This window comes from Herbaspirillum hiltneri N3, from assembly GCF_001267925.1.
Lineage (GTDB): Bacteria > Pseudomonadota > Gammaproteobacteria > Burkholderiales > Burkholderiaceae_D > Herbaspirillum > Herbaspirillum hiltneri.
Genome location: NZ_CP011409.1, coordinates 1,860,562 through 1,885,226, shown reverse-complemented (window position 1 = coordinate 1,885,226; position 24,665 = coordinate 1,860,562). Strand labels below are relative to the sequence as shown.

20 protein-coding genes and 1 pseudogene are annotated in these 24,665 nt (G+C 59.8%); 7 read left to right on the top strand and 14 right to left on the bottom strand.

Annotation, left to right across the window (positions count from 1 at the left end):
- Positions 1 to 140: 140 nt before the first annotated feature.
- Entirely contained in the window at positions 141 to 1,112 is a 972-nt protein-coding gene (locus F506_RS08470) for an aldo/keto reductase (RefSeq protein ID WP_144424019.1), read from the bottom strand.
- A 154-nt stretch (positions 1,113 to 1,266) separates the two neighbouring features.
- Between F506_RS08470 and F506_RS08465 the strand changes: the two genes are divergently transcribed.
- Positions 1,267 to 2,940, top strand: coding sequence for a Na+/H+ antiporter (locus F506_RS08465; RefSeq protein ID WP_053196573.1), 1,674 nt, complete (start codon positions 1,267 to 1,269; stop codon positions 2,938 to 2,940).
- Between the two features lie 111 nt (positions 2,941 to 3,051).
- Here the strand turns inward: F506_RS08465 and F506_RS08460 are convergent, their stop codons facing one another.
- A complete protein-coding gene (locus tag F506_RS08460; protein WP_083457692.1) occupies positions 3,052 to 4,215 on the bottom strand; it encodes a porin in 1,164 nt (387 codons plus the stop codon).
- A gap of 440 nt (positions 4,216 to 4,655) precedes the next feature.
- Between F506_RS08460 and F506_RS08455 the strand changes: the two genes are divergently transcribed.
- Positions 4,656 to 5,444 (top strand): DUF1868 domain-containing protein, encoded by a 789-nt coding sequence (locus F506_RS08455; RefSeq protein ID WP_053196569.1) that lies wholly within the window; start codon positions 4,656 to 4,658, stop codon positions 5,442 to 5,444.
- 74 nt (positions 5,445 to 5,518) lie between these two features.
- On the opposite strand, the gene F506_RS08450 is transcribed toward F506_RS08455, so the two are convergent.
- The 6 genes and pseudogenes from F506_RS08450 to acpA form a co-directional block, all read right to left on the bottom strand.
- Entirely contained in the window at positions 5,519 to 6,565 is a 1,047-nt protein-coding gene (locus tag F506_RS08450; RefSeq protein WP_144424018.1) for a MauE/DoxX family redox-associated membrane protein, read from the bottom strand.
- Positions 6,566 to 6,587: 22 nt separating this feature from the next.
- Positions 6,588 to 8,231 carry an urease subunit alpha gene (locus F506_RS08445; protein WP_200907737.1) on the bottom strand — a complete coding sequence of 548 codons (1,644 nt, stop codon included), beginning with the start codon at positions 8,229 to 8,231 and terminating at the stop codon, positions 6,588 to 6,590.
- Positions 8,232 to 8,261: 30 nt separating this feature from the next.
- A complete protein-coding gene (gene ureB, locus F506_RS08440) occupies positions 8,262 to 8,531 on the bottom strand; it encodes an urease subunit beta (protein ID WP_053196565.1) in 270 nt (89 codons plus the stop codon).
- 53 nt (positions 8,532 to 8,584) lie between these two features.
- Positions 8,585 to 8,893, bottom strand: coding sequence for an urease subunit gamma (ureA, locus tag F506_RS08435; protein ID WP_053196563.1), 309 nt, complete (start codon positions 8,891 to 8,893; stop codon positions 8,585 to 8,587).
- A 128-nt stretch (positions 8,894 to 9,021) separates the two neighbouring features.
- Positions 9,022 to 11,067: a glycerophosphodiester phosphodiesterase family protein gene (locus F506_RS08430; protein ID WP_053196561.1), complete on the bottom strand. Its 2,046-nt coding sequence runs from the start codon at positions 11,065 to 11,067 to the stop codon at positions 9,022 to 9,024.
- 594 nt (positions 11,068 to 11,661) lie between these two features.
- Positions 11,662 to 13,308: pseudogene (gene acpA, locus F506_RS08425) on the bottom strand (acid phosphatase); the annotation flags it as partial.
- 141 nt (positions 13,309 to 13,449) lie between these two features.
- On the opposite strand from acpA, the gene F506_RS08420 reads away from it, so the two are divergent.
- On the top strand, positions 13,450 to 14,730 hold the full coding sequence (locus F506_RS08420) for a cytochrome-c peroxidase (RefSeq protein ID WP_053196557.1): 1,281 nt from the start codon (positions 13,450 to 13,452) through the stop codon (positions 14,728 to 14,730).
- Positions 14,731 to 14,798: 68 nt separating this feature from the next.
- On the opposite strand, the gene F506_RS08415 is transcribed toward F506_RS08420, so the two are convergent.
- Positions 14,799 to 15,035 (bottom strand): hypothetical protein, encoded by a 237-nt coding sequence (locus F506_RS08415; RefSeq protein WP_053196555.1) that lies wholly within the window; start codon positions 15,033 to 15,035, stop codon positions 14,799 to 14,801.
- 526 nt (positions 15,036 to 15,561) lie between these two features.
- Between F506_RS08415 and F506_RS08410 the strand changes: the two genes are divergently transcribed.
- From F506_RS08410 to F506_RS08400, 3 genes are all read left to right on the top strand, one after another.
- Positions 15,562 to 16,557: an AraC family transcriptional regulator gene (locus tag F506_RS08410; RefSeq protein WP_053196554.1), complete on the top strand. Its 996-nt coding sequence runs from the start codon at positions 15,562 to 15,564 to the stop codon at positions 16,555 to 16,557.
- A gap of 109 nt (positions 16,558 to 16,666) precedes the next feature.
- Positions 16,667 to 17,428: an aldolase gene (locus F506_RS08405; RefSeq protein ID WP_053196553.1), complete on the top strand. Its 762-nt coding sequence runs from the start codon at positions 16,667 to 16,669 to the stop codon at positions 17,426 to 17,428.
- 75 nt (positions 17,429 to 17,503) lie between these two features.
- The gene (locus F506_RS08400; RefSeq protein ID WP_083457686.1) at positions 17,504 to 18,862 is read left to right on the top strand and encodes an MFS transporter; all 1,359 of its coding nucleotides are present in this window, start codon (positions 17,504 to 17,506) and stop codon (positions 18,860 to 18,862) included.
- 51 nt (positions 18,863 to 18,913) lie between these two features.
- Here F506_RS08400 and F506_RS08395 read toward each other — a convergent pair whose 3' ends face one another.
- From F506_RS08395 to F506_RS08375, 5 genes are all read right to left on the bottom strand, one after another.
- Positions 18,914 to 19,750: a type 2 periplasmic-binding domain-containing protein gene (locus F506_RS08395; RefSeq protein WP_083457683.1), complete on the bottom strand. Its 837-nt coding sequence runs from the start codon at positions 19,748 to 19,750 to the stop codon at positions 18,914 to 18,916.
- Between the two features lie 5 nt (positions 19,751 to 19,755).
- The gene (locus F506_RS08390; protein ID WP_053196552.1) at positions 19,756 to 20,529 is read right to left on the bottom strand and encodes an ABC transporter permease; all 774 of its coding nucleotides are present in this window, start codon (positions 20,527 to 20,529) and stop codon (positions 19,756 to 19,758) included.
- 200 nt (positions 20,530 to 20,729) lie between these two features.
- The gene (locus tag F506_RS08385; protein ID WP_053196550.1) at positions 20,730 to 21,731 is read right to left on the bottom strand and encodes an ABC transporter substrate-binding protein; all 1,002 of its coding nucleotides are present in this window, start codon (positions 21,729 to 21,731) and stop codon (positions 20,730 to 20,732) included.
- On the bottom strand, positions 21,728 to 22,513 hold the full coding sequence (locus tag F506_RS08380; protein ID WP_053196548.1) for an ABC transporter ATP-binding protein: 786 nt from the start codon (positions 22,511 to 22,513) through the stop codon (positions 21,728 to 21,730). Before F506_RS08380 ends, F506_RS08385 begins: the two co-directional genes overlap by 4 nt.
- A gap of 199 nt (positions 22,514 to 22,712) precedes the next feature.
- Positions 22,713 to 23,591, bottom strand: coding sequence for an NAD-dependent epimerase/dehydratase family protein (locus F506_RS08375; RefSeq protein ID WP_053196546.1), 879 nt, complete (start codon positions 23,589 to 23,591; stop codon positions 22,713 to 22,715).
- Positions 23,592 to 23,603: 12 nt separating this feature from the next.
- Between F506_RS08375 and F506_RS08370 the strand changes: the two genes are divergently transcribed.
- On the top strand, positions 23,604 to 24,635 hold the full coding sequence (locus tag F506_RS08370) for a CDP-6-deoxy-delta-3,4-glucoseen reductase (protein ID WP_053196544.1): 1,032 nt from the start codon (positions 23,604 to 23,606) through the stop codon (positions 24,633 to 24,635).
- Positions 24,636 to 24,665: the final 30 nt, after the last annotated feature.

The window sequence follows — 24,665 nt, the reverse complement described above, 5'->3', positions numbered from 1 at the left end:
TAGGTGCGGGTCCGTGACCTGTCAAGCGAGGACTTTCCGCAATGGTCAAACCTTTTTCATGTGTGTTTGCCGGCACTTGTTGCCACAAAGACAATCCCTTCCGGACACTGGCGTGCGGACTGCAGACAACAAGGTTCGGCTCAAGGAGCGCTGGCCTGGTCCAGTTGGGCGATGGCGGTGGCGTCCAGCGACAGGCGCGTTGCTGCAATCAGCGCATCCATCTGCTGCAGCGAGGTGGCGCTGGCGATCGGCGCAGTGATGCTCGGACGCGCGATCAGCCATGCCAGCGCCACGGCCGCCGGCGTGCTGTCGTAGCGTGCTGCGACAGCGTCGAGCGCGCCGAGGATGCGCAAGCCGCGCGGATTCAGATAGCTTCGCGTCTTGCCGCCGCGGGTGCTTTTGCCGAGATCCTTGTCGGAGCGGTATTTGCCGCTGAGGAAACCGCTGGCCAGCGAGTAATAGTTGATGACGCCGATCTTTTCCCTGAGGCAGTACTGCTCAAGATTGTTTTCAAAGTCGGTGCGCGAATACAGGTTGTATTCCGGCTGCAGCGTTTGATACAGCGGATAACCATGCGCGCGGCTGAGCTTGCGCGCCTCTTCCAGCCGATCGGCGCCGAAGTTGGACGCGCCGATCAGACGCACCTTGCCTTGCTGGACCAGCTCGCCGTAGGCATGCAGGGTTTCTTCCTGCGGCGTGTTCTTGTCGTCGGTGTGCGACTGGTAGAGATCGATGTAGTCGGTTTGCAGGCGCGTCAGCGAATCTTCCACCGCGCGCTTGATGTAGGCCGGCGCCAGGCCGATCTTGCCATCGCCCATGTCCATGCCGACCTTGGTGGCGATGACCAGCTTGTCGCGCTTGCCGCTTTGCCTGATCCATTTGCCGATGATGGTTTCGGATTCACCGCCCTTGTTGCCGTTGGCCCAGCGTGAATAGACATCGGCAGTGTCGACCAGGTTGAGGCCCGCGTCGACGAACTTATCGAGCAGCGAAAACGAGGTCGCTTCGTCGACGGTCCAGCCGAACACATTGCCGCCGAACGCCAGCGGCGCGACTTCGATGGCGGAGTTGCCGAGTTTGCGATGTTGCAGTTGATGGCCGTTCTTGCTCATTGCATGCACTCCATGTCACCGGGAGCAATGATTCTATGCCTGATCCGTTTTTGCTGCCGGGACCCGCTCAGGCTCTATACTTGCAACTTGTCAGGTCTTGACTTGGTCGAGATCTCCGCTTCAATCCCCGTGCGATTCTTCTGCTTTCTCTCCGATGGAAATTGTCTTTACCGTTCTGATCCTGCTGCTGGCCGTCGCCGTTTCCGGCGTGGTGGCGCGCCTTGTCCCATTCAAGATTCCGCTGCCGCTGTTCCAGATCGGCCTCGGCGCCGTACTGGCGCTGCCGCTGTTCGGCCTGCGAATCAGCTTCGACCCTGAACTGTTCCTGCTGCTATTCATTCCGCCGCTGCTGTTTACCGACGGCTGGCGCATGCCCAAGCGCGAGTTCTTCCGGCTGGCGCAGCCGATCCTGGCGTTGGCGCTCGGCCTGGTGCTGTTCACCGTGGTCGGAGTCGGCTACTTCATCCACTGGATGATCCCGGCCATCGCGCTGCCGTCGGCGTTTGCGCTAGCGGCGGTGCTGTCGCCGACCGATGCCGTCGCGGTGTCGTCCATCATCGGCAAGCGGCGGTTGCCGTCCACCATGCAGCACGTGCTCGAAGGCGAAGCGCTCATGAACGATGCGTCCGGCCTGGTGGCGTTCAAGTTCGCCATCATCGCGGTGCTGTCGGGTACCTTCTCGCTGCTCGACGCCGGCATCAGCTTCACGCTGATCGCCATCGGCGGCATCGCGGTCGGCCTGATCGTGGCCTGGGGCTTCGGCCTGATCCGCCGCAAGATCATCGAATGGAGCGGCGATGAGCCCGGCATCCAGGTCGTGCTGCTGTTGCTGATTCCATTTTCCGCCTACATCTTCGCCGAACATTTCGGCCTGTCCGGCATCCTCTCTGCGGTCGCCGCCGGCATGCTGATGCCCTACATCGACACCGCCGGCGCCGAGTCGGCCGCCACCCGCATGCAAAGCCAGAGCATGCTGACCATGCTCGAATTCGTCTTCAACGGCATGTCCTTCATCCTGCTGGGCCTGCAATTGCCGGGCATCGTCAGCCTCGCGCATCTCGACGCCCAGGTGGCGGGCAACGTGCCGGTGTGGCATCTGTTCGCGTATATCGTCGCGATCACGGCAGCGCTGATCACGCTGCGTTTCGTCTGGGTCTGGTTCAACTTGCGCCTGCGCCGATTCTCCAATGCGGTGCGCGGCCAGCGCGCCAGACAGCGCTATTTCGATGTGCGCCTGATCAGCATCACTTCGCTGGCCGGCGTGCGCGGTGCGATCACGCTGGCGGGCGTGATGTCGATTCCACTGCTGATGCCGAACGGCCATGCCTTCCCGGCGCGCGACCTGCTGATCTTCCTGGCCACGGGGGTGATCGTGTGTTCACTGCTGGCCGGCAGCTTGCTGCTGCCGTGGTTGCTGCGCGGCCTGAAGCTTGACGCCGACAATGAGCGTCGCCGCACGGAAGAAACCATGGCGCGCCTGCGCGTCTCGGAAGCGGCGGTGCGCAGCATCGAGGACATGCAGGAACACCTGGGGGCCGGGATGGACCAGGAGGACCTCGCCCTGCTGACGGAAGTCAGCGGCCGCGTGCTGGCGACCTACCGCATGCGCATGGACGCCGAAAGCGGCACCGAAGAAACCCACCGCACCGCCAATCGCTTCAAGCATTTCGAACGTGAACTGCGCCTCGAGGCCATCCGCGCCGAACGCCGCGAAGTCCATCACCTGCGCGCCGAGCAGCAGATCAACGACGAGACCTTCATCGCGCTGATCAACCAGATCGATCTGGCGGAAACCTGGCTGATGGGATCGCTGAACGCGGCGCACTGAAAACCTGTTCACGATCTGGCATGCCGGATAAAAAAACGGCGTCACGCTGATGGCGGTGACGCCGTTCTCATTTGTGCAGCCTGCAAGTCATTCAGACAGCTGTAGCGGGCATCAGAAATCGTGCTTTATTCCAGCAGCAATTGCACGCAGGTGGCGTCCTTGCAGCGCCTCGCCGGGGACAGGTCCGGTTCCCCCAAAATCGTACTGTGCCTTGCTTCCATTGCGCAGCTGAGCAAGCTGTGACCACAGCTCCGTGCGCTTCGACATTGCGTAGCGATAGCCGAGAATCAGCAGATTGGACTGCGAACCGTTGCCGATACTGATGCCGGAATAGATCGGCGTCTGGTCTCCCTTGCCCTGGCCGGCGTGATACCAGCCCAGTTCGATCGTATGAGGGCCGAGGTAACGGCGCCCGACCAGGCCGAAGCCATCTTGCGTCAAAGCGTTCTGGCCGGGATTTGCATAGCGCAGCGTCTGGTAATACGCACCGATATAGCCCTGGGTGCCGATGTTGTAGCCGCCCGCCAGCATGACGATGTGGTCGTCCAGGCCTTTCCCGCGCAAATTGTGGTGCAGGTTATATGCCAGCGCCAACTGTATGTCGTTGCCCTTGTATTGCAAAGAATTTGACCAGGCATAGGCATTGCACCCCATGATTTCCGCCAGTCCTGCATGCGTCGCAAATCTGAAACCGCCCATCGAGGGCGTGTCGTAGCGAATGGAGTTGCCATAGCGATTGTCGAAAGAAAATTTGTTTGACGCATTGTGATTGCCGGCAATCGTACTGGCGCAGTTGTCGGTCGATGAACCAACGCCGTTATTGTTGTGGAACATGTTGCTGAATCCGTTGGCCCAGAAACCGTTGAGGTTGTCGTTGGTGACATTGGTCAGGTAGCCCGGCCCGGCAATGGAATGCAGATCGTCGAGCGCCGTGAGCATGAAGCCGAACTTGACCCGGCCGAACGGGCCTTGCAAGCCGATGCTGGTTTCCCGGCTGCCGAGAGCGCCGGCGCCGGTATCCGGACTGAAGCCGGATTCGATCACGAAGAGCGCACTCAGTCCGTCGCCAAGATCTTCCCGCCCCTTGAACCCCAGGCGGCTGGACAAATTGTTTTGCTGCGTAACCGCGCCCCGGCCGGCTCCATAGCCGCTGTAGTTCACCATTCCGGTATTGATTCGCCCATACATGGTGACGGCGGATTGGGCATGGGCATGGCCGGTACACGCCATCATGGCAGTCATGATGATGGAATACCGAGTTCGTCTGGATGTCATTGTGTTCTCCTCGTTGGTAAGGTGTGCCTCCCTTGGGATGATTTTTTAGCTTGGCAAACCTGCTGCAATCTGCGCCGACTATCAGCTCGGCGCGAGAGAGAATAACGAGGGAAAGGGATAGGAGTCTGTAGCTGGAGTTCGAGAAATAGCAACTCGTCGCGATGTAGTTTTATATTTTCCGGGCGCGGCCGCATGCAATGCCGGGCCGCCTGTAGTTTTGATTCCTCATGATCCAAAAAACTTCCACGCATGTAGTCGATATCGCGCCCTCACGGCCAGAATAAAGCGGAAATAGCGCGCCTATTTCATGATGGCCACATCGAATTTTCTCCGCGTCGCCTACACTTTTTCACGCTGCTGAAGAACGACGAAAAAGGCGTGCAGCGTCACACGACAATTTCCATATTCGCGACATGAAATCGAAGACAAGGAGAACAGCAATGAAGAAGCGCAGCTTTATCAAACTGGCCGGAATGGGAGCGATGGGTGCATTGGGAGCAAGCGGCCATGTACCGCTGCTGGCGGCGGAGGGACAGCAAGCACCCCTGAAGAAATTTGAGGAGAATGGTGTCGTCAGACCGTTTGGCGGCAATACCGTTGTTTTCCATACGGATAAAAGCAGTCCGCTTTTCCTGAGCATGCTGCGTGTTCAGGTTGAGCTGCAGCGCCATTTTGGCGACAGCATCACTTGCCTGCCGCCGGATTCCTATCACATGACGCTGTTCGACATGGCGAACCAACAGGATAGAAAGCCGGGCTTGTGGCCATCAGGCGTACCGTTGGACGCCTCGGTTGAAGACTGTACGAAGAAACTGGCTGCGCTTCTCAAGTCCGAACCGATTTCCTTTCCCGGCAAGGTCTACATGAAGATCGATCCCAATCGGCCGCTGTCGCTTCCGAAGGAACACAAGCCAGGATCGCAACCGGCCTTCATCATTCCTCTATTGCCGTATTCATCTGCAGATACGGAGATGTTGCGGGCATTTCGCAACAAGTTATCGGGGCTCAGCGGCATCAGGACACCCAGTCACGATACCTATGTGTTCCATACCTCCATGGGATACCGCATCAAGCCTATGTCCGCAGAAACCTACGCCTCGTTCGAAACGTATTACAAGAAGTGGATCAACGAGATGACACAGGCGGCCGGAAAAATCAGTTTCGACTGTCCTGATTTTTGCTCGTTCATTGACATGTATCAGTTCACTCCGGTCGTCGCTTTGAAGTGAATGAACCACGTTCGCAGAACGTGATTTCGCTTTAAGAACCTGTTCATGATCTCACTACAAGACCGTGAACGGGTTCAGGCGATGATGCGCTTTTCAGCGAGAGAATGCACCAAGGTCGAGACGAACCCGGTGATCTGATCAGAGCCTGGAATAGGGCCTGCGATCACCCGGCCGGAACGGCCGAGGAAAACGAGCGTGGGGGTAACACGGATCGACAGCTTCTCAGCCGCGGACAAGCCGCCATAGAAAGTGCGGTTGCGAATACCCGGATAAGTTTGTTCGATATCTGCCCGGGGAGATGCGCTGATCGCAATCACGTCAATGATCCCCGCGAGTGCCTCCGCCCACTGGGGAATTCCGGTCACGACCTTGGAACACACGTGACAGTCGGAACGGATAAAGAACACCAATACGTCGCGCCGCTCACACAATTGATGCAACAACACGATGTTCGCGCTCCGATCCATGATCTCGATCGGTGGCACTGACGTACCCTCGATCCGGTCCCGGATCTGATCGAATGTCTCATCCGGTTCGACATGCGCTGGCAAATCGCTACCGTTGTCGTCTGGGCTCTCCGATGGGGAGCGTTCGACCGAGTGTTGCCGGAAAAGGTAGATCAGGAATGCAATAGCACCGGCAGCGATCACAAAACACCACACCATATCGCTGTCGCTCATCTCGCCGAACATTGCGGGAACACCAGCGAATCCGGCCAGATCGAGAAACACCAGGACAATCCCCAGGGAGAGAAAGAGCGCATTCCTGACTATCGTCCGGCCTGTGATGGGCGCGGCATGCGCCGCGCCAAAACAATTGCACTGCACCGGATGTTCGGACCGTGCGGCAATGGTGACGACAATCAGGGTACAGATCAACAGCCCGCTGGCGGAGACGGCGGCTGCAAGGAACCACTTCCCGCCGGTCGTGACCAACGCTCCCCCCATGATCATCTCGATCATCGGAAACACGCGGGCGAACGCTCTGCTCCCAAACATCGCCGGCATGGGGAGCTGTGCAAACACCGCAGCCGTGCCCGCCGGATCCCGCGCTTTCATCAGCCCGCCGAACACCAGTATCCCACCAAGGACAAGAGGAAAAAATACCACTGAAGGATGCACATCCACTCCCTTTACTTGGTGCTCACAGCAAATATCGCTGCCCCAGCGGCAACACGGTAGCAGGCTCCGCGGTCAGCAGCTCACCGTCTGCACGCACCTCAAATGTCTCCGGATCAATCTCCACGACTGGCGTCGACGTATTGTGGATCATGCTGTGTTTACCGACGCTACCGCGCGTGTCCCTGACCGCCTCAATGCGATGACGGAGACTGACGGTGATGCCGTTCATCTCCAGGCTGCTCTTGGAAATGAAGACGATGCTTTGATCGGTGCTGAGGAGGCCGCCGCTACCATCACTGGTTGCGACGCCGCCCTTCAACACCAGCGCCGGCTGCGTCCCGAAATAGGCCGGATCCCATAGCACCAGGTCAGCGAGCTTCCCCGGCTCCACCGACCCCGTTACATGTGCGATCCCACACGCGATCGCCGGATTGATCGTGTATTTCGCGACATACCTTTTCACTCGTTGGTTGTCGTTGCTCCCATCGCCAGGAAGGGGGTCCCGTTGGATCTTCATCTTGTGCGCCATCTGCCACGTACGTCGCACGATTTCTGCGTTCGCCTCAGGAAACACGCTGCTGCCGGCAACAATCGAGATTGCCCCCATATCGTGCAGCAAATCTGTGGCAGCAATCGTCTCTTTATGAATGATGGACTCTGCGAGCGCGACGTCTTCCGGTATCGATGGGTCGAGATTGTTGGCTGCCATCACTGAGCCATAGAGTCCATCGATAAGGTCGACGGTGTACGGAAGAGCGGCGACGCTGCTGGCTGGGATCACATTCGGCAGCCCCGCGCATCTGATCACATCAGGAATATGTCCGCCTTCCACCCCTCCCACGTCAGGCAAGATCACCGTCCGGCCTTTGAACGCGGCGATCGTGTCTTCGTTGAATCCGAACTCGTTGGCGGTATCCGAGGTGATCATCACCGGCACGTCGTACTTGTCGGCGATAGACAAACAGTTGTCGATTGCCGCAGGTGTCGCGCCACGCGTGTCATGCACATTCAACGCGCCGACTGCCCCCGCCCATACCTGCGCTTCCAATCCACCAGGCTGCGAAGCGCTGCCCAGTCCAACGAGAACAAAATTCAACGGCCATGCATCCAGTGAGTCCAACAACCGGTTCGCCGTCCATGCCCCCGGGGTAGCGCCCGTCACCCGCGATCCTGTCACCGGCCCCGACCCGCCGCCAATGACGGTCGTGGTCCCGGCGGCGGCCATCGCCATCAACACATCGCCCGAGGAAATCGGTACATCCATGGCGATCGTGCCGGCCGTCAGGATTTTTCCCGAACCATCGATCACCTGCGTGCCTGGACCGATGATGATATTCACACCCGGTTGAAGATCAGGATTCCCGGATTTCCCGATCGCGCTGATGCGACCGTCGATGATCCCGATATCGGCCTTCAGGACACCCCAGTGGTCGACAATCACCACGTTCGTGATCACCGCCTCGGCAGCACCGTTTGCCGCACTGTATGACGACTGTGCCATGCCGGCGCGAATCGACTTGCCCAGCCCATACGACGACTCTTCTCCATAGATCGTGTAATCCCGCTCGATCTCCACCAACAACTCGGTATCTGCCAACCGAATCTTGTCCCCCGTTGTCGGCCCATACAGGCCTGCATATCTGGCGCGGCTAATCGAACTCATCATCATCTCCATTCATGACAACTCACAAAAAATCTAGGCCCTGTTGCTTGCAAACGCGACGAGCTTCACCTCGTATGTCAGACCGGGGTCAAACCGCACTGACAGGCCAGATGCAATATCCAAACGTCTCCCCATAGCCTGCCCCCTGTCGAAAGCCAATCCGGGATTAGCTTCAAAGAAGTGGCAGTGACTTCCCACCTGGACCGGTCGATCACCGGTGTTCGTCACCTGAATGGTGACTATCGGTCGATCTGCGTTCAACTCGATATCGCCAAGGCGAGTAATAACTTCACCAGGAATCATCACGTACTCCTTATTTCATATCAAAGGGAGAGAAATATGCGCTCAACGACGCGCTATCGAATGGGGTTGTGGACGAACACCGGATGCAGTCCGTTAGGAAAACTCCCCACAACCCGAATCGTTGTGAGAAGTTCAGCAATCCCGTCCATAAGTTGATCGCGACTTACCACGTGAGCCCCAGCCTCCATGAGATCCGCAACACTGCGCCCATCACGGGCGCCTTCCACCACAAATTCCCTGATCAACGCCTTCGCTTCCACCACGTTCAGTTTGACACCGCGCTCAAGTCGCTTCCTGGCGATGCCGGCAATAACCGCATTCCGAATATGGTCCGTTTGATATTCATCATCACTTGCTGCCATAGCTCCTCCATGTATCAGACATACACCGACTACATCGTCGACAAACTCAATAGATAAAAACACCAGACAGTTGCGATAGGGCGTAACTTGTCCTCTTCAACTGACATTTTTTACAGAAGTTGGCCAAACTAACCGCTCAATCCTCTGTCATTCCCGTCACGACCAAAGACTTGACGGTTTATAAATATCAATGGCCCCCATAACCACCGGAGAAATCCCCCCTCTTCTGGCGGTGGATCTGGTGGATCTGGTGGATCTGGTGGATCTGGTGGATCTGGTGGATCTGGTGGATCTGGTGGATCTGGTGGAATAACGGGTACTTGGCGCGGCGTGATTGTCCATGTGCGGCTGGCGATGCCTGGTTCAAAGCCGAGTGTTGAGGCGAGTCCCCAACTACGATATCCACTGTCTCCCCACTCCTCGATGAAAGAGGGGGATGTGATAAGGGAATTGTTGTAACCGTTGATGAGATGAGAATCTTTGTCCCACGACCAGTTCGTCCCAACACTATCGTCGCATACCCCCCAATGGGCGCCAGTGGTGTCCCCTCCGGGGTCGAGCACCGTTGCGGTCAGGCATTGTTGGCCGCGGAGTATTCGCATCACGCCGTCCGCCCTTCGCACACTGGTGCGCAGCTGACGAGTTCCGCCCTCTTTCATGGCGAAGATGCTGTCACAGTTATAGGTGAATGAGAGTTGATCCCCAGATGCAATCCACCACAAACAACGCATATCCCCGTCAATATTGGGAGATTGGAGTGTGATCTCAGGGTTGGGGCGAGGGTTATAGCTAAGCTCCCACGCAAGCACCGAGTTCATTTTATCGGGTGGCTTGACAGGCTCCGGTCTGGCGTCGAGTTCGAGCTGCCCCGCGCTGTAGTAGCCGTAATCAATGGAATCGGTGTCGTCGGCGGTGATGACGTTACAACCGATGCTGCGCTGCCAGCCGATGATCATGCGGTCGTCTGAGTTCTCGGACGGATCGATCCGGTCGTCAAGGTCATAGCAACACTGCGAATTATTGTTGTAGTACGCCTTCTCGGCCGCAATGGAGGGATTCTTCCCGGCAGCGATATTGGGGACGCCAAAATCGACGTAGCGGTCCTCACGCCACATCAGGTAGTCGGGGATGGGAACGAAAACGCCGAGGGCTTTCTGATGGGTTTTCACGATCGTGACCATTTCGGCCATCGTGCCTACTGTTGCATTGCACCGCCCCAAGGCGCCGCATTCTTCATGTGCGTAGGGCTCGACGTAAGAGCGTTGTCCGAGGTAGGGCGCTGCAGTGCGCTTATTGATGAAGTCGGTGGAGTCCTTGATGACAACTTCGACGCAAGGTACGAACAAAGCTTCCTGCAAGGACCACCAAGCGACAGCTTTTGCTGTCCGTGATGCATACGTCCCGTCTGGCGGATCCCAGATGGTTTCCGAACTGCTATCGATCTGTCGTTGACCGGCAGGTGCGATCACCGGCTCAGCCATCACTATTTCCACAATTCCATCACTCTGCATAGCTGCGTGATAGTAGAGCGGGGCCGGGAACAACGACATCTGAAATTTCAAGATGACTCGCTTGAATATTTCGTACTGGGGAAATTCAACATGGATGGCTTGAAGGATCTTCGCGGTTTCCACGACCGCCCTCTTGCTCTTTTCGACGTCGAGCTGGCCATCTTTGACGACCGTTTTGACCTCGAGGTGAACCAGCGCGTTTGCCCCTCCTGGAAAGGTGCAATAGTCCTTCAGCATTTCCTCGACGGTATGAACACCAGGCCATTGCGGGTTCTCCCGCGGCATAGGCTGCCGGGTAAACACGTTGAGTACTTTTTTCGCCTGCACCTGAGCGAGCGTGAGCGAGTCGAGGGTTGCGTTGGGGCCGAGGCCGCTTCTCGGATCGTAGCCAGGTTCAAGCATCTTCCCGATATGCGTGTCGTGGAAGATGACGAGTTGATCGTCGCTTGTATACCGAACATCCGTCTCAATCGCAGGCCTGCATGCCCGATAGGAAGCGTGAAATGCCTCCAGCGTATTTTCTGCAAACTGGTCGGTGAAATCGCCTCGATGCCGGGCTGTAACGACACGGTCATTGGATGGCGTTCCCAACGTCGTGAACACTTCACGCTGCGTCTGCCAGGTGGGGCAGGCCTTGATGCCGGAGTCTTCTCTCAATCCCATGAATCTTCCTCAGGTCATGCATATCGACGAAGAGGCGCTGCTGATGCAGTGCCATCATTTGTGCGCATTTTCAGCGCTTCATTCAACTCAGCCTCGTTCCGGAGCAGCTTGCCATCAACAAAATTCGCGTCGATCATAGACGCGACTCGGCAATCGATATCCGGTTATTCAGAGTGCAAACCAATCAGACGGAAGACTATACGAGTTCACCTTGTGGACGATATAGACGAAATTAGAAAGTCAGAATTATCGTAAAAATACGAATTCAAATGACGAGCGCAATGAAGAAAGCGGACCACTGAAAATTGCGTTCAGCGGAACGAAAGTGCAGCGCGCTTCCTGGGCGGTGGCACGGTCCTGATCGATAACAACGGGATTGGGGATCTGACTTGCAACCGGTCACAAGGACCAGTTGTCTTATTGCCGCTGCTGAACAGGCCGAGGCATTGCAACGGCAATGAGCCCGACCCGAGGGCCAGACTCATCGTGCATGACGCCTAAGCGTATGGGAAGGGAGAATTGAAACGATTGCCGCCGTTATCGACAGCGGCAATCGTCGGTCCATCAATCAGTTTGACGGACGCTTGCGCCGCATTAGTTCGCCGGCGACACCAGAGCGTTGCTCAGATCGCCGATCGGTGTTCCACCGTTGGCCTGTATCGCCTTGTCACGCAACGCGATGCCGTCGAGCACCGGCAGCGACCAGCGGCGCGTGATGAAGCGCAGCACGGAGCTGGTGTCGTACAGGCTGCTGTCGATATAGCCTTTCTTCGCATACGGCGACACGATGATCGCCGGGATGCGCGTACCAGGTCCCCATTTGTCGGCCTTCGGCGGTGCAGCGTGATCCCAGAAGCCGCCGTTTTCGTCATACGTCACGACGATCAGCATGTGCTTCCATTGCGGGCTCTGGCGCAGCTTGTTGACCACGTCGGCAATATGCGCGTCGCCTGAAGCGACATCGGCATAACCGGCGTGCTGGTTCAGGTTGCCCTGCGGCTTGTAGAACGACACGGCCGGCAACTTGCCCGCGGCAGCATCCTGCAGGAAACTGGCGTCGAAGTCTTTGATATGCTCCGCACGGTAAGCGGCGTTCTTCACCGGGTCCATGCTGGCGAAATAATTGAACGGCTGATGATGGAACTGGAAGTTCGGCTTCGGCGACGGAAACTTGCGGTCGCCCTGCGCCACTTTCAGCGTGGAGTTCCAGGCGCCGGCATACCAGGCCCAGCTGACGCCCTTGCCGCTCAACAGATCACCGATATTCTTCTGCGTTTGAGGCGGCAGCGTGGAGGCGCTGTTCGGATCTGCGTAAAGCTTGGCGGCGTCGCTTGCGGGTGCGGCGACATTGCTTGGCTGATACGGCGGCTGCATGGTGTTGACGGCGTAGTACATGCCTTTATCGTCAGGCGGCGTCAGCGTGCCGTCGTTGGCGTATTTCTGCGCGCCGTCCAGGGTCGACTTCGGCGAACTTGCAGCCGGTGTCAGACGCACGAAGTTGCCGTTGGCATCGACGTCGATCTTCGAGATGCCGCCCTTGGCCGGCGACTTGTCGGCATTCGGATATTGCGGCGTACAAGCACAGATCAGGTATTGGTGATTCTGGAACGAGCCGCCGAAGGAGCCCATGAAGAAGTTGTCAGCCAGCGTGTATTCTTTCGCCAGTTGCCACATCGCCATGCTGCTGCCATCGTAGTAACCCATCGACAAACCGCCGGCATCGGAATAAGTGGCGAACTTGTCGTTCCTGCCGCCGTTGATCTGCATCTGGTTGTTGTAGTAGCGGTGCACCAGGTCGCGGGTGACGACGTCGCTGCCGACGTTCATGCCGGTCTTGCCGTCGATCTGGAACGGCTTGTTCGGCATGCCGGCCGATTGCGCCTGCGTCATGACTTTGGTTTGTCCCGGTGCGGTCACGCCACCCCAGGTCGGCGGCAATACCGGCAGCACGGCGCCGTCAACGTCGACTTGCGGCAGATAGGCGCCCTTCGACGACGGGTTCACGCCGGGCACGCCATTGGCGCCGGGAAACAGGCCGTACAAGGTGTCGAAGCCGCGGTTCTCGGCGTAGATCACGACCACGGTGTCGATGCTGCGCACGGCGGCGTCATCGCCGGCAATATTGGCGTTGCCGCCACAGGCGGAAAGCCCTGCGACGACCGCTGCCACCAAAAGTGAAAGACGCGTTGGCTGGCTGAAAGACTGGCTAATTTTGGCTCGCATGGATATTCTCTTTTTATGGAACTGCACGGGAAGGATGAGGCAGGATACAACCGACAGGAAGACGATGCTAGCCGAAAAATATAACCACAGAATGACAAGTCCGTTCCGGCACGCCGCGTGCTTCACACTTTCGTCATATTGCACTGCTAACCTGCGCGCATGAAATCCCTGTACATCGTCACTGCCGTCGCGGCCGCCATCGCCCTCGCCTCCTTGTATGCCGACAGTCAGTCGCCGGTAGTGGCAGCCGTGGCAGCCGTGGCGGCTGCTGCGCCCGCACCTCCGGCCTACGCCAACGCAGCCTACGCGCCGCAGCCGGGTCGCCGACCCAGCGTGGAAGAAATGACCGCGCTTGGCCGCACCATGTTTTTCGATCCGTCGCTGTCAGGTTCCGGTCAGCAATCGTGCGCAAGCTGCCACAGTCCCGATCACGCATTCGGTCCGCCCAACAATCTGTCGGTGCAGCTTGGCGGCAAGGACATGAAAACACCCGGCACGCGCGCAGTGCCTTCGCTGCGTTACCTGCAAAACGTGCCGCCGTTCAGCGAACACTTCCACGATGACGACGGCGACGACAGCATCGATGCCGGCCCGACCGGCGGACGCACCTGGGACGGCCGCGCCGATTCGGCGCACGACCAGGCCCGTATCCCCTTGTTGTCGCCGCATGAAATGGCCAACGAATCGCCCGCCGATGTGGTGGCCAAGCTGAAGCGCGCACCTTACGCCGCGCAATTCCGTGCGACCTTCGGCGAGACGATTTTCGATGACGGTGCGCGCGCCTTCGATGCCGCGCTGATGGCGCTGGAAGTGTTCCAGGAAAGCCCGGCCGACTTCTATCCCTACACCAGCAAATACGACGCCTACCTGCGCAAGCAGACTTCGCTGAACGCACAGGAATTGCGCGGTCTGGAGCTGTTCAACGAGCCGGCCAAGGGCAATTGCGCGTCCTGCCATATCAGCGAAATTTTGCCCAACGGGGCGTTCCCGCAGTTCACCGATTACGGCCTGATCGCCGTGGGCGTGCCGCGCAACAGGAAGATTTCCGCCAACAAGGATCCGCGCTACTACGACCTGGGCCTGTGCGGGCCGGAGCGGACCGACTTCAAGGACAAGCCGGAATACTGCGGCCTGTTCAAGACGCCGACGCTGCGCAACGTTGCGCTGCGCGGCAGCTTCTTCCACAACGGTGCGTTCCACACGCTGCAAGAGGTCATGGAGTTCTACGTCCAGCGCGATACCAATCCGGAGAAATGGTATCCGCGCAATCGTGACGGCAGCATCCGCAAGTTCGACGACCTGCTGCCGGCGCATTTTCCGAATGTGAACGTGGAACCCCCGTTCGACCGCCAGCCCGGCGACAAGCCGGCGCTCAGCGATGCGGAGATCAAGGATGTGATTGCGTTTCTCAAGACGCTTACCGATGGCTATAAGCCATAACGCGCAACGTGGCGCGCGTTAACGACAAAAACCCGCCGCGGCGGGTTCTTTATTTCAGCTGAAAACAATCAGGCAGTCGTGCTGACGGTGGTGCCGATGACTTCGCCGTTGGAATTGCGCGAGGCCTGGCGGGCTTGCGCCTGGCGGGTTTCTTCCGCACGCTGCTCCTCGATCCGGCGCTGTGCATCTTCCGCATCCTTGCGAGCCTGCGCGCGACGCGCTTCGTCCAGGTTGTTCACCGATGGACCGGTATTGGGGGAGCTGGGAACGGCGCCAGGCGAACTGGCAGTAATTGCGACGTCCATATTGATCACCTTTCAAACCAGATTTCAAAGCTGCCCCGCGTAGTGGAAAGCGCAGGCAGGACTTCATCTTACACCTTTGACGCCTTGCGCCAAGCCGTTCAGGGGAATTCGTTACAAACCTGGATTGCCCGATTGGCAACGGATTGCAAGGGATTGCGATGGATTCGCTAGCCCTTGCAATAGCCGGTTGGATATGCGCAAGCACAGGCAATGCCGGGCGTCTCGCCTCAAAGCCCGACAGCACCCTGCTGTTCCTCCCGGGAAATTGATATTTCACCATCCGGACATCCTCGGCGCACTGTTTTGCCCGCAACGCAAACGCCTCTTTTCATTGCAGCAACATCAGGAAAAATCTGAGGGCCGCGCAACAACATGCTTGCCTGTGCGCGTCATTCCGACGTCGGATTCTTGCTTGTGCGTGCCGGCAATCAAGGCGTCGACACTCGCCCGTTTGCGCCTGTTTCAAGCACGGTAATTGCTTGTATGATGAGACCGCCATCCGCCCCAGCACCAAGGAGATCCCTCCATGACTACGTCCCTGATTTCCGGCTTGCCGTACATGCCGTCACTGCACCCGGTCAATGCCTTCTCCATGCATCACCTGAAATATGCGCTCGACGATCTGGTCTCTCCCGGCGACATCCGAACCGATTCAACCTTGCCCGGCACCTTGTCGGCCTGTCGTCTGGTCGGCGGCGGCGTGATGGTGATCGCCGCCTTGCCGGCCGGTTGCACCGTGAGCCATGAATGGGAACATGTCGCTGCGCTGGAGTCGAACGACGTGCTGGCCAGCATCGTGATCGAAGGCAGCGGCCGGGTGTCGCAGAACGGCGTCGACCTGCACTTCAATACGGGCGACGTGTTCTACCGCAAGGCACGCATGCCGTCGACGGTGGAGAACACGACGGATTGCCGTTTCGTGCTGTTGCGATTCTCCTTCAGCCGCTTCAACGGCGCACACACCAGCCGCTTCGAGCGCTTCATGCCGACGCTGGCGCGACGCGATTCGCCCTTGCGCGGCACGCTCTGGCACTATGCGCGCGAAGTGCTGCCGGCGCTGGCCGGCGGCCATTCGACCAGCACCATCTATCACGCCGAGCAGGCTTTCGTATCGCTATTGTCGGCCGCCTACGCCGAGTCGCAGCATGCAGCGCCGGATGTGCCCGTGTCCGTGTCCGCCCGACAAGAGACGCGCTGGGATACCTTGATCAGCACGCTGGACGCCATGTTGTGCGAGCCGGACCTGAGCGTCACGCAATTATCCCAGGCGCTCGGTATTTCTCCGCGGCTGGTGCATCGCCTGTTCGCCAGCCACGGCCATCGTTACAGCAACTACCTGCTGGAACGACGACTGGAACGCGCCTACGCCGACCTGTGCAGCCAGGCCTGCAGCAAGCTGTCCGTGTCGGATATCGGCTTCCGCGTCGGCTTCAACAACGCCAGTCACTTCAGCCGCAGCTTCCGCCATCGCTATGGCGTGCCGCCGTCGGCTTTGCGCAATGCAGCACCGGCGCGCACCTGATCGGCAAGACATTCAATGGCGCGTGCAGACATGCCGCCGTGCGCGCAGGTGCCAGTCTTGAGGGGGTGACGCGTCTAATCTTGTCTCACTTTATCCAAGGGAGAAGACAATGATTACCCCAGCCAAAGAAGACGTATCCAGCCAGGCGCTGCGCCGCATGTCGGGCGCACTGGAATACGGCGACTGGACGCCGCGCGAAAAAATCGCCCTGTCCTGCAACATCCTCGCCGCCGAAGGGCACTCCGAAACTCTGGCCGGCCAGATCACGCTGCGCCAGCCCGACGGAACTTTCCTGACCACGCCGCTGGCGCAAGGCTTCGACGAACTCGACGCCGATGCGGTGATCCGCATCAACGACAAACTTGAGGTGCTGGAAGGCAAAGGCATACCCAATCCCGCGATCCGCTTCCATCTGTGGGTGTATGCCCGCCGCAGCGACGTCAACTGCATCATCCATACGCATCCGCAATATGTGTCCACGCTCAGCATGACCGGCCGGCCGCTGGTGGTGGCGCACATGGACGCCACCCCGTTCCACGACGACTGTGCGTTCCTCCCTGAATGGCCGGGCCTGCCGATTGCCGACCAGGAAGGCGAAATCATCTCCGCCGCACTGGGAGACAAGCGCACCATCCTGCTGGTCAATCACGGCTTCCTGGCCGCCACGTCCAGCGTGGAAGAAAGCCTGTACCTCTCGGTGCTGATCGAACGCGCCGCGCGCAACCAACTACAGGCAATGGCCGCCTACGGCACGCTCAAGGAACTGGACCCGGCGCTGGCCAAGGAGTCGCACGACTTTCTGCTGTCCCCCAGCATCGTCAAGGCCAGCTTCGCCATGTTCGCGCGCCGGGTGCTCAGGCAACGCAACTGAAGCCGTACGCCGTCGCCCCCAGACAAACCCAATCCATCCAGAATTCCGCCCAGATCAGTCAAACGGGAGCCGTCCATGTCCAGTTCCAATCCGAAAAAACCGCGCCGCGCGATCGTGTTCTTGTCGAGCTTCATCGGCACCGCACTTGAGCAATATGACTTCCTGCTGTATGGCACCGCCGCCGCACTGGTATTCAACAAACTGTTCTTCCCGACGCTTGATCCGCTTACCGGCGCCCTGGCCGCAATCGCGACCTACGCCACCGGCTACGTCGGCCGTCCGCTGGGCAGCATCCTGTGCGGCTATCTGGGCGATCGCTACGGCCGCAAATCCATCCTGCTGGCAACACTGATTGTCATGGGCGTGGCCTCCACGCTGATCGGCCTGCTGCCGACTTACGCCAGCGCCGGCATCTGGGCGCCGACGCTGCTGTGCCTGCTGCGCCTGATCCAGGGTATCGCGCTCGGCGGCGAACAGGGCGGCGCCATCCTGATTGCCGTAGAGAACGCGCCGAAAGAAAAACGCGGCCTGTTCGGCAGCTGGAGTTCGAGCGGCGGCATGGCAGGACTGGTGCTGTCGACGCTGGCTCTGTCGCTGACGGCCAAGCTGCCGGAAGCCGATTTCCTGAGCTGGGGCTGGCGCCTGCCTTTCCTGTTCAGCATGGTGCTGGTGGCGATCGGCGTCATCGCGCGCACACGCTTGCCCGAGTCACATGAATTCGAAGCGGCAAAGCAAGCCGGCACGGTCAGCAAGACGCCGCTGCGCACGCTCGTGCGCGATCACAAGAAACAGATCCTGCTGGCTTCGATCGCGCGCGCCGGCGAGATCGCCTGGCCGATAAATGTATTGGTATTCACGACTGCCTATGCGGTCACTCAGCTGAAGATCGGCAAGCCGATGATCCTCAATGCGATCCTGATCGGCGCATGCATCTCCATGTTCGGAAATACATTCTTCGCCGCGCTGTCGGATCGCATCGGCCATCGCCGCATGTACATCATCGGAGCACTGTGCGCTGCCGTCTGCGTGTGGCCCTACTTCGCGCTGATCAATACGGTGCAGCCGCTGCTGGTCGGCCTGGCGGTGGCGATGGCGCTGGGCGTCATCCATCCGATGATGTACGGCCCGCAAGGCGCGTTGTTCGCAGGTCTGTTCGGTACTCGCGTACGCTATAGCGGCGTCGGCATCGCTCACCAGATCGGCGCGCTGGTCGGTGGCGGCATCACGCCGGTTCTGTCGTCGCTGTTGCTGGCCAGGAGCGGCGGCAGCCCGTGGATGGTGGCCTTGCTGATCACGGTGTTCTCGCTGATCGCGGCGCTCGCGGTGAAGGCCATGGACAAGGAAACCACCGAACACGCGGGCGATGAAAATCACGACGCCTTGTCCGGTTTTTCCGGCGCGGCGCCGCTCGGCCAAGGTAGCGCCGGGCGTTGATCCAGATCGTGGCGAACAATGAAAAAAGCCTGCAGATCGCAGGCTTTTCGTTCAATGGCAATCCGGTACGTTCTGATCGAGGTATACCTCGAAGGCCACAGCGTTGGTCCACTTCTTTTTGAGCGCTGGCCAGAAGTCGCCGCGCGACCATTCCGCTACGGTCTGCCTGGCATAGGCGATCGCCGCATTGTCGGCGGCAGGGATCCTGATCATCAGCATCGAACGGCTTTGCGGCGGCAATTGCGCAGAGAATTTTTTCCACTCCGGCAGCCGGAGCAATTCCTTGAGCATGGTGTCGTCGTGCACGGCGGCGTCGCACTGGCCGGTACGCACCGCCAGCAGCGAATCGGCCGGCGCGCGCATCACCTTTTCAACGGCGCCGTAGCGCGCAGCCATCCGGCCGACGTAAGAACCTCCTTCGGACAAGCACACGGTGCGGCCCTTGAGCTGTTCCCACTTCCTGATATCGGTATCGGTGCGCATGATGGCCATCGCGCCGGCGCTGTAGCCGGTCGGGATCAATACGCTGCCGTCGGCAGCAGCGCCAATGCGCACAGCGTTCTCGTCCACGGTCACCAGAGCGATGTCGGCTCGCGCGCCTTTGAGGGCTTGCGCCGCCTTGCCGTCGCCGGCGTTGCCGGCATTGGGCACGTTGTCCAGCTTGAGGTTCAGGCGTTTGGCGATATCTTCGGCGAGGATCATGTCGACGCCTTCAGGCGTACGGAACTTGGCGCCCGCCGTATAAGCCGGCGGCACGTAGTCCTGCCCCACGCGCAAGGCGCCGCGCGCCTTCGCGTCATCCAGCACACCGGCCTGCGCACCGCCGGATACGCCTGCCGCCACCAAGAGCACGGACAGGCGATGCAAGAAAGCGGACGGCGTAGTCATACGGATCAGACGTATTGGTAACGCAGCAGGCGGTGCTTGAGGTTTTCAAGAATCACCTGGTCGATCAGCGCAGCGAGGATGGCGATCGTCAGGATGTTGGTCATCACGCCGACCATATCGGCGGTCTCGCCGGAGTATGCCAGCGTGCGGCCCAGGCCCTTGCCGAAGCCGATCAGCATCTCGGCCGAAATCAGCGCGCGCCAGGCGTTGCCGAAGGCCAGTTGCGCGCCGGTGATCAGTTCAGGCATGACGGCCGGCAGGTACACGCGGCGCAGCATGCCAAGGCGCGAAGCACCCATGACGCGCGCAGCCGAGACGTGCACTTGCTGCACGCTTTCGGTGGCGTTCATCACCGACAGCGCCGCCGGGAAAAACGCGGCAATCGCGACGACGACGATAATCGGCAAATTGCCGAAACCCATCAGGATCAGGAACAGCGGCACCCACGCGATCGAAGGAATCGACTGCAAGATGATGATGGCCGACTTGAGTACTTCGCGGAAGAAGAACAGCACCGCGCCGATCAGGCCGAAGCCGATCCCGAACAGCAGCGCCGCACCGTAACCGCCGCCCAGGCGCGTCAGGCTGCCCCACAGCGCGACCCGGAAAGCGGGCGTCTGCACTTCATTCCAGAGCCGCGCCAACACGGTCGGCACGCCCGGCATCAGGAAGTCCGGCAGAGACCACGCGGCGATCTGCCACATCAACAAAATGAAGAGGATCGCCAACACCATGGCGAGTTTTTTACGATAACCGGTAACGCGACGCTGAGAGCTCATAAATTGGAACTGAGTAAAACTGGGTAGAAATGCAATGGCCGACAAAATTGCCGGCCGAAAAAATGATGTCCCACAGACGCATCGTAATGCGGTGAAAAGCGTAGCGAGCGTTTCGAGTTTGCGTCGAGAAGCGCAGCCGTACGACTGTACGGTGAGCATCGCAGACGCAAAATCGGAAGGCGCAGTAGCTTTACGCCGGATTACAATTTTCTGTCTTTTTGCCAGGAGAGGTCTACTATGCTGCGCACTTCAAACGGCTTGCCGTCCTTGGTCTTCAGCGAACCCTGGGCTTGCAGGATATCGGCGATTTCCTGCATGCGGTTCTGCTCCTTGTCGTTCAGCTTGGCGTTGAAGGTCTGGCTCTTGATGGCGTCGCGGATTACGTCTTCGCGCAGCATTTCACCATGCTTCAGGGTCTTCAGCGTCGGCTCGGCGATGAAGTAGCCGGCGATCAGCTTGGCCGCTTCGGCAGGCTTCTTCTTGAGCAGTTCGATTGCATCGCGTTGCGCATCGAGCGACCTCCACACGGCGGCGCGGCGGTTCTTCAGGGTTTCGCCGGAAGTGATCACGACCATGCAGGGGAAAGGCCAGACTTCGCCGATTTCATAGACTTGCTTGACCGGCGCGATGAGCTGCGCGATGCGCGCCTGCGGTTCGAACAGGAACGCCGCGTCGACGCGCTTGCCGACCAGCGACTGCACCGCCACTTGCGGGCTCACGCCGAGCACGTTGACGTCGTCGGCCTTGAGGCCGGCATCGCGGAACACCACGCCCTTGAGCACCACGTCGGCGGTGCTGCCTTCGGCTTGCGAAGCCAGGGTCTTGCCTTTGAGGTCGGCAACCTTGTTGATGTGGGCATCTTCACGCGCCACGATCGCGTGGTAGCCGAGTTGTGCACCGCTGACCACTTTGAGATCGGCGCCCTTGGACGCCCAGGCCACTGCATTGGTGAAACCGAACACGCCGCTGTCGAGCTGGCCGCCGACGATGGCCTTGATCAGGTCGGTGCCGGATTTGAATTCGATCAGTTCGACGTCGAGGCCGTACTTCTTGTACAGGCCGGCTTCATAGGCAGCCATCGCCTGCGCATCGTCCATCACGCGCAGATAGCCGATCTTGAATTTTTCGAGCGCCATGGCCGGTGCGGAAAACACCAGCGCGGCCAATGCCGGAACCAGCAAACGTTTGAATGTCGATTTCATATCCCAACCCCTTCTATTGTTTTGGCAAACTCGTCCTGTTCGGCATGGATGCCGAGCAGACAGAGAATTTCGCGACGGATCGCCGAGAACTCCGACAGATCATGTGTCTTTTCGTGATGCACCAGATTGAATTCCTTGAGCACGGTGGCCGGACGGGCGCTGAAAACCAGGATGCGGTCGGCCAGGAACAGCGCTTCGTCGACATCGTGCGTGACCAGCAATACGGTCGGCGCCTTGCCCTGCACTTCCGAACGGATCAGGGTGCGCAGTGCATCTTGCAAGGTCATGCGCGTCAGGGCGTCGAGCGCGCCGAACGGTTCATCCAGCAGCAGTGCCTTCGGCTGCGAGATGAAGGCGCGCGCCAGTGCGGCACGCTGGCGCATGCCGCCCGAAACCTGGTGCGGATAATAAGTTTCGAAGCCCGACAAGTTGACCTTGGCCAGCCATGCGCGCGCCTGGGCGGCGGCGGACTTCTTGTCGACCTTCTGGAATTCCAGCGCCAGCGCGACGTTCTGCTCCAGTGTCAGCCACGGATACAGCGCGTTTTCCTGGAACATCAGCGTGCGTTCCGGATGCGGGCCGGTAACCGGCTGGCCGTCGGCCAGGATGGAGCCGGAGGTCGGTGTTTCCAGTCCGGCGGCAATATGCAGCAGCGTCGACTTGCCGCAACCGGACGGACCGACCAGCGCGACCAGTTCGCCCTGCCCGATGTCGCGGCTGAAATCGTCGATGACGTGCAGGCCGGAAAAACTCTTTTGTATGTTTTTGAAAGATAGCTTCATGAATGCGATGCGGAGTAACTGCGTGAGTGCGTGAGTGCGTGACCGTAGGCCGCCCTGGTTGCATCAAAGACAACTTTGCACGGACTTTCAGACGATAGGGTGCGACTGTACCGGCATCGTGCTTGCCGGACAACAATTTAAAAGACGTATGCTTATACGAAAAACAAATAAGCATAGCCATTTCGCGGAAACATTTCTTTTATGGCAATGTTTCCAGCAACGCTCCCACGTGCGGATAACGCAGGCGCACACCGAGCTCGTTGCGCAGCCGGTCATTGCGCAGCCGGCGCGACTCCGACATGAAGGACAGCATCATCGGCGTGACCTGCTGCTGCAGCTCCGTGCGCGGCAGGCGCGGCGGCGGCGGCAAGCCGAAGCAGCGCGCCACGGCGTCGAAGTAGTCACCCATCTTCATGTCCGAATCGTCGACTGCGTGATACACCCGCAGCGGCCGCGCCCGATCGAGGGCGCGCACTGCAATCGCCGCGAGGTCGTCGGCGTGGATATGGTTGGTGTAGACGTCGTCCGCGGCGCTCAAGGCCGGGGTGCCCTTCTGCAAACGCTCCAGCGGCAGGCGGTCCCGCGCGTAAATGCCCGGCACGCGCAGGATCGCCAGGCGGCTGCCGGAGCGGCGCGCCCAGGCCCGCAATACCTGCTCGGCGTCGACGCGGCGACGCGCGCGCGGATTGGCCGGCCGGACCGGTCGCGTCTCGTCGAAACTGGCGCCGCCGCAATCGCCGTAGACGCCGGTGGTGCTGATGTAAACCAGATTGGCGCGGTCGGGTAAAATGGCGGCCAAATTGCGGGTGCGGCGGTCCGTTTCACCAGAAGATTGCGGCGGAGCAAGATGCACGATCACTTGCGCCAGGCGCGCCAGCCGGGCCAGGGTAGCTGGCCGGTCAAGGTCGGCGACCAGCGGAATCGCCCCGGCGGCGCGCAATTCAGCGCAACGCTCGGGCTTGCTGGTCACCACGATCACGCGAAAACGCGCGCGCACCAGCGGCAGCATGCGCATGCCGACGTCGCCGCAGCCGAGCATCAACAGACGCGGTTTGCCGATTTTTTTACCATTATTCATTGTCAGGATTGTATGAGTTTTCAAGTTACCGTTCAGCCCAGCGGCCATCAGTTTACCTGTGACGAAGGCGAAACCATCCTCACCGCCGCAATCCGTGCCGGCGTCGGCCTGCCTTACGGCTGCAAGAACGGCGCGTGCAGCTCCTGCAAGGGCAAGCTGGTCGAAGGCAGCGTGACCCACGGTCCGCATCAGGAGCGCGCCCTGTCGGCGCAGGACGAGAGCCTGGGTTTTTCGCTGTTCTGCTGCGCCCGGCCGAACTCGGACGTGATCATCGAAGCGCGCGAAGTGGCCGGCATCGGCGATTTCCCGGTCAAGAAAATGCCGGTGCGCGTCGCCAAACTGGACAAGGTCGCCGACGACGTCATCATCCTGTCGCTGCAATTGCCGGCCAACGATCGCCTGCAATACAAGGCCGGCCAGTACGTCGAGTTCATGCTGCGCGACGGCAAGCGCCGCAGCTACAGCATGGCCAATGCACCGCACAAGGACGAGCACCTGACGCTGCACATCCGCCACATGCCGGGCGGCCTGTTCACCGACCAGGTTTTCTCCACGCTCAAGGAGCGCGACATCCTGCGCTTCGAAGGCCCGCTGGGAACCTTCTTCCTGCGTGAAGACTCCGACAAGCCCATCGTGCTGCTGGCCTCGGGCACCGGCTTCGCGCCGATCAAGGCGATCGTCGAGCAGCTCGAGCACGCCCAGTCGGCGCGCCCGGTCACGCTGTATTGGGGCGGCCGCCGGCCGCAGGACTTGTATATGGACGAACTGTGCAAGACCTGGGCGCAGAGCCTGCCGAATTTCAAATATGTGCCGGTGATCTCGAACGCCCAGCCGGAAGACCACTGGAGCGGCCGCACCGGCTTCGTCCACCAGGCCGTCATCGACGACCAGCCGGATCTGTCGGGCTATCAGGTGTATGCCTGCGGCGCGCCGATCGTGGTGGAATCGGCGCAGCGCGATTTCGTCGCGAAGTGCGGCTTGCCGGAAGATGAGTTTTACGCCGACTCGTTCACCTCGGCGGCGGATCTGGCGACGGTGCAGTAAATCGGTGCAGGTTGATGCCGCCGCCGCATG

Excerpts from the sequence above, each read along its gene's own strand:
- F506_RS08470 (WP_144424019.1), bottom strand. The coding sequence starts at position 1,112 with ATGAGCAAGAACGGCCATCAACTGCAACATCGCAAACTCGGCAACTCC.
- F506_RS08465 (WP_053196573.1), top strand. The coding sequence starts at position 1,267 with ATGGAAATTGTCTTTACCGTTCTGATCCTGCTGCTGGCCGTCGCCGTT.
- F506_RS08460 (WP_083457692.1), bottom strand. The coding sequence starts at position 4,215 with ATGACATCCAGACGAACTCGGTATTCCATCATCATGACTGCCATGATG.
- F506_RS08455 (WP_053196569.1), top strand. The coding sequence starts at position 4,656 with ATGAAGAAGCGCAGCTTTATCAAACTGGCCGGAATGGGAGCGATGGGT.
- F506_RS08445 (WP_200907737.1), bottom strand. The coding sequence starts at position 8,231 with ATGATGAGTTCGATTAGCCGCGCCAGATATGCAGGCCTGTATGGGCCG.
- ureB (WP_053196565.1), bottom strand. The coding sequence starts at position 8,531 with ATGATTCCTGGTGAAGTTATTACTCGCCTTGGCGATATCGAGTTGAAC.
- ureA (WP_053196563.1), bottom strand. The coding sequence starts at position 8,893 with ATGGCAGCAAGTGATGATGAATATCAAACGGACCATATTCGGAATGCG.
- F506_RS08430 (WP_053196561.1), bottom strand. The coding sequence starts at position 11,067 with ATGGGATTGAGAGAAGACTCCGGCATCAAGGCCTGCCCCACCTGGCAG.
- F506_RS08420 (WP_053196557.1), top strand. The coding sequence starts at position 13,450 with ATGAAATCCCTGTACATCGTCACTGCCGTCGCGGCCGCCATCGCCCTC.
- F506_RS08415 (WP_053196555.1), bottom strand. The coding sequence starts at position 15,035 with ATGGACGTCGCAATTACTGCCAGTTCGCCTGGCGCCGTTCCCAGCTCC.
- F506_RS08410 (WP_053196554.1), top strand. The coding sequence starts at position 15,562 with ATGACTACGTCCCTGATTTCCGGCTTGCCGTACATGCCGTCACTGCAC.
- F506_RS08405 (WP_053196553.1), top strand. The coding sequence starts at position 16,667 with ATGATTACCCCAGCCAAAGAAGACGTATCCAGCCAGGCGCTGCGCCGC.
- F506_RS08400 (WP_083457686.1), top strand. The coding sequence starts at position 17,504 with ATGTCCAGTTCCAATCCGAAAAAACCGCGCCGCGCGATCGTGTTCTTG.
- F506_RS08395 (WP_083457683.1), bottom strand. The coding sequence starts at position 19,750 with ATGACTACGCCGTCCGCTTTCTTGCATCGCCTGTCCGTGCTCTTGGTG.
- F506_RS08390 (WP_053196552.1), bottom strand. The coding sequence starts at position 20,529 with ATGAGCTCTCAGCGTCGCGTTACCGGTTATCGTAAAAAACTCGCCATG.
- F506_RS08385 (WP_053196550.1), bottom strand. The coding sequence starts at position 21,731 with ATGAAATCGACATTCAAACGTTTGCTGGTTCCGGCATTGGCCGCGCTG.
- F506_RS08380 (WP_053196548.1), bottom strand. The coding sequence starts at position 22,513 with ATGAAGCTATCTTTCAAAAACATACAAAAGAGTTTTTCCGGCCTGCAC.
- F506_RS08375 (WP_053196546.1), bottom strand. The coding sequence starts at position 23,591 with ATGAATAATGGTAAAAAAATCGGCAAACCGCGTCTGTTGATGCTCGGC.
- F506_RS08370 (WP_053196544.1), top strand. The coding sequence starts at position 23,604 with ATGAGTTTTCAAGTTACCGTTCAGCCCAGCGGCCATCAGTTTACCTGT.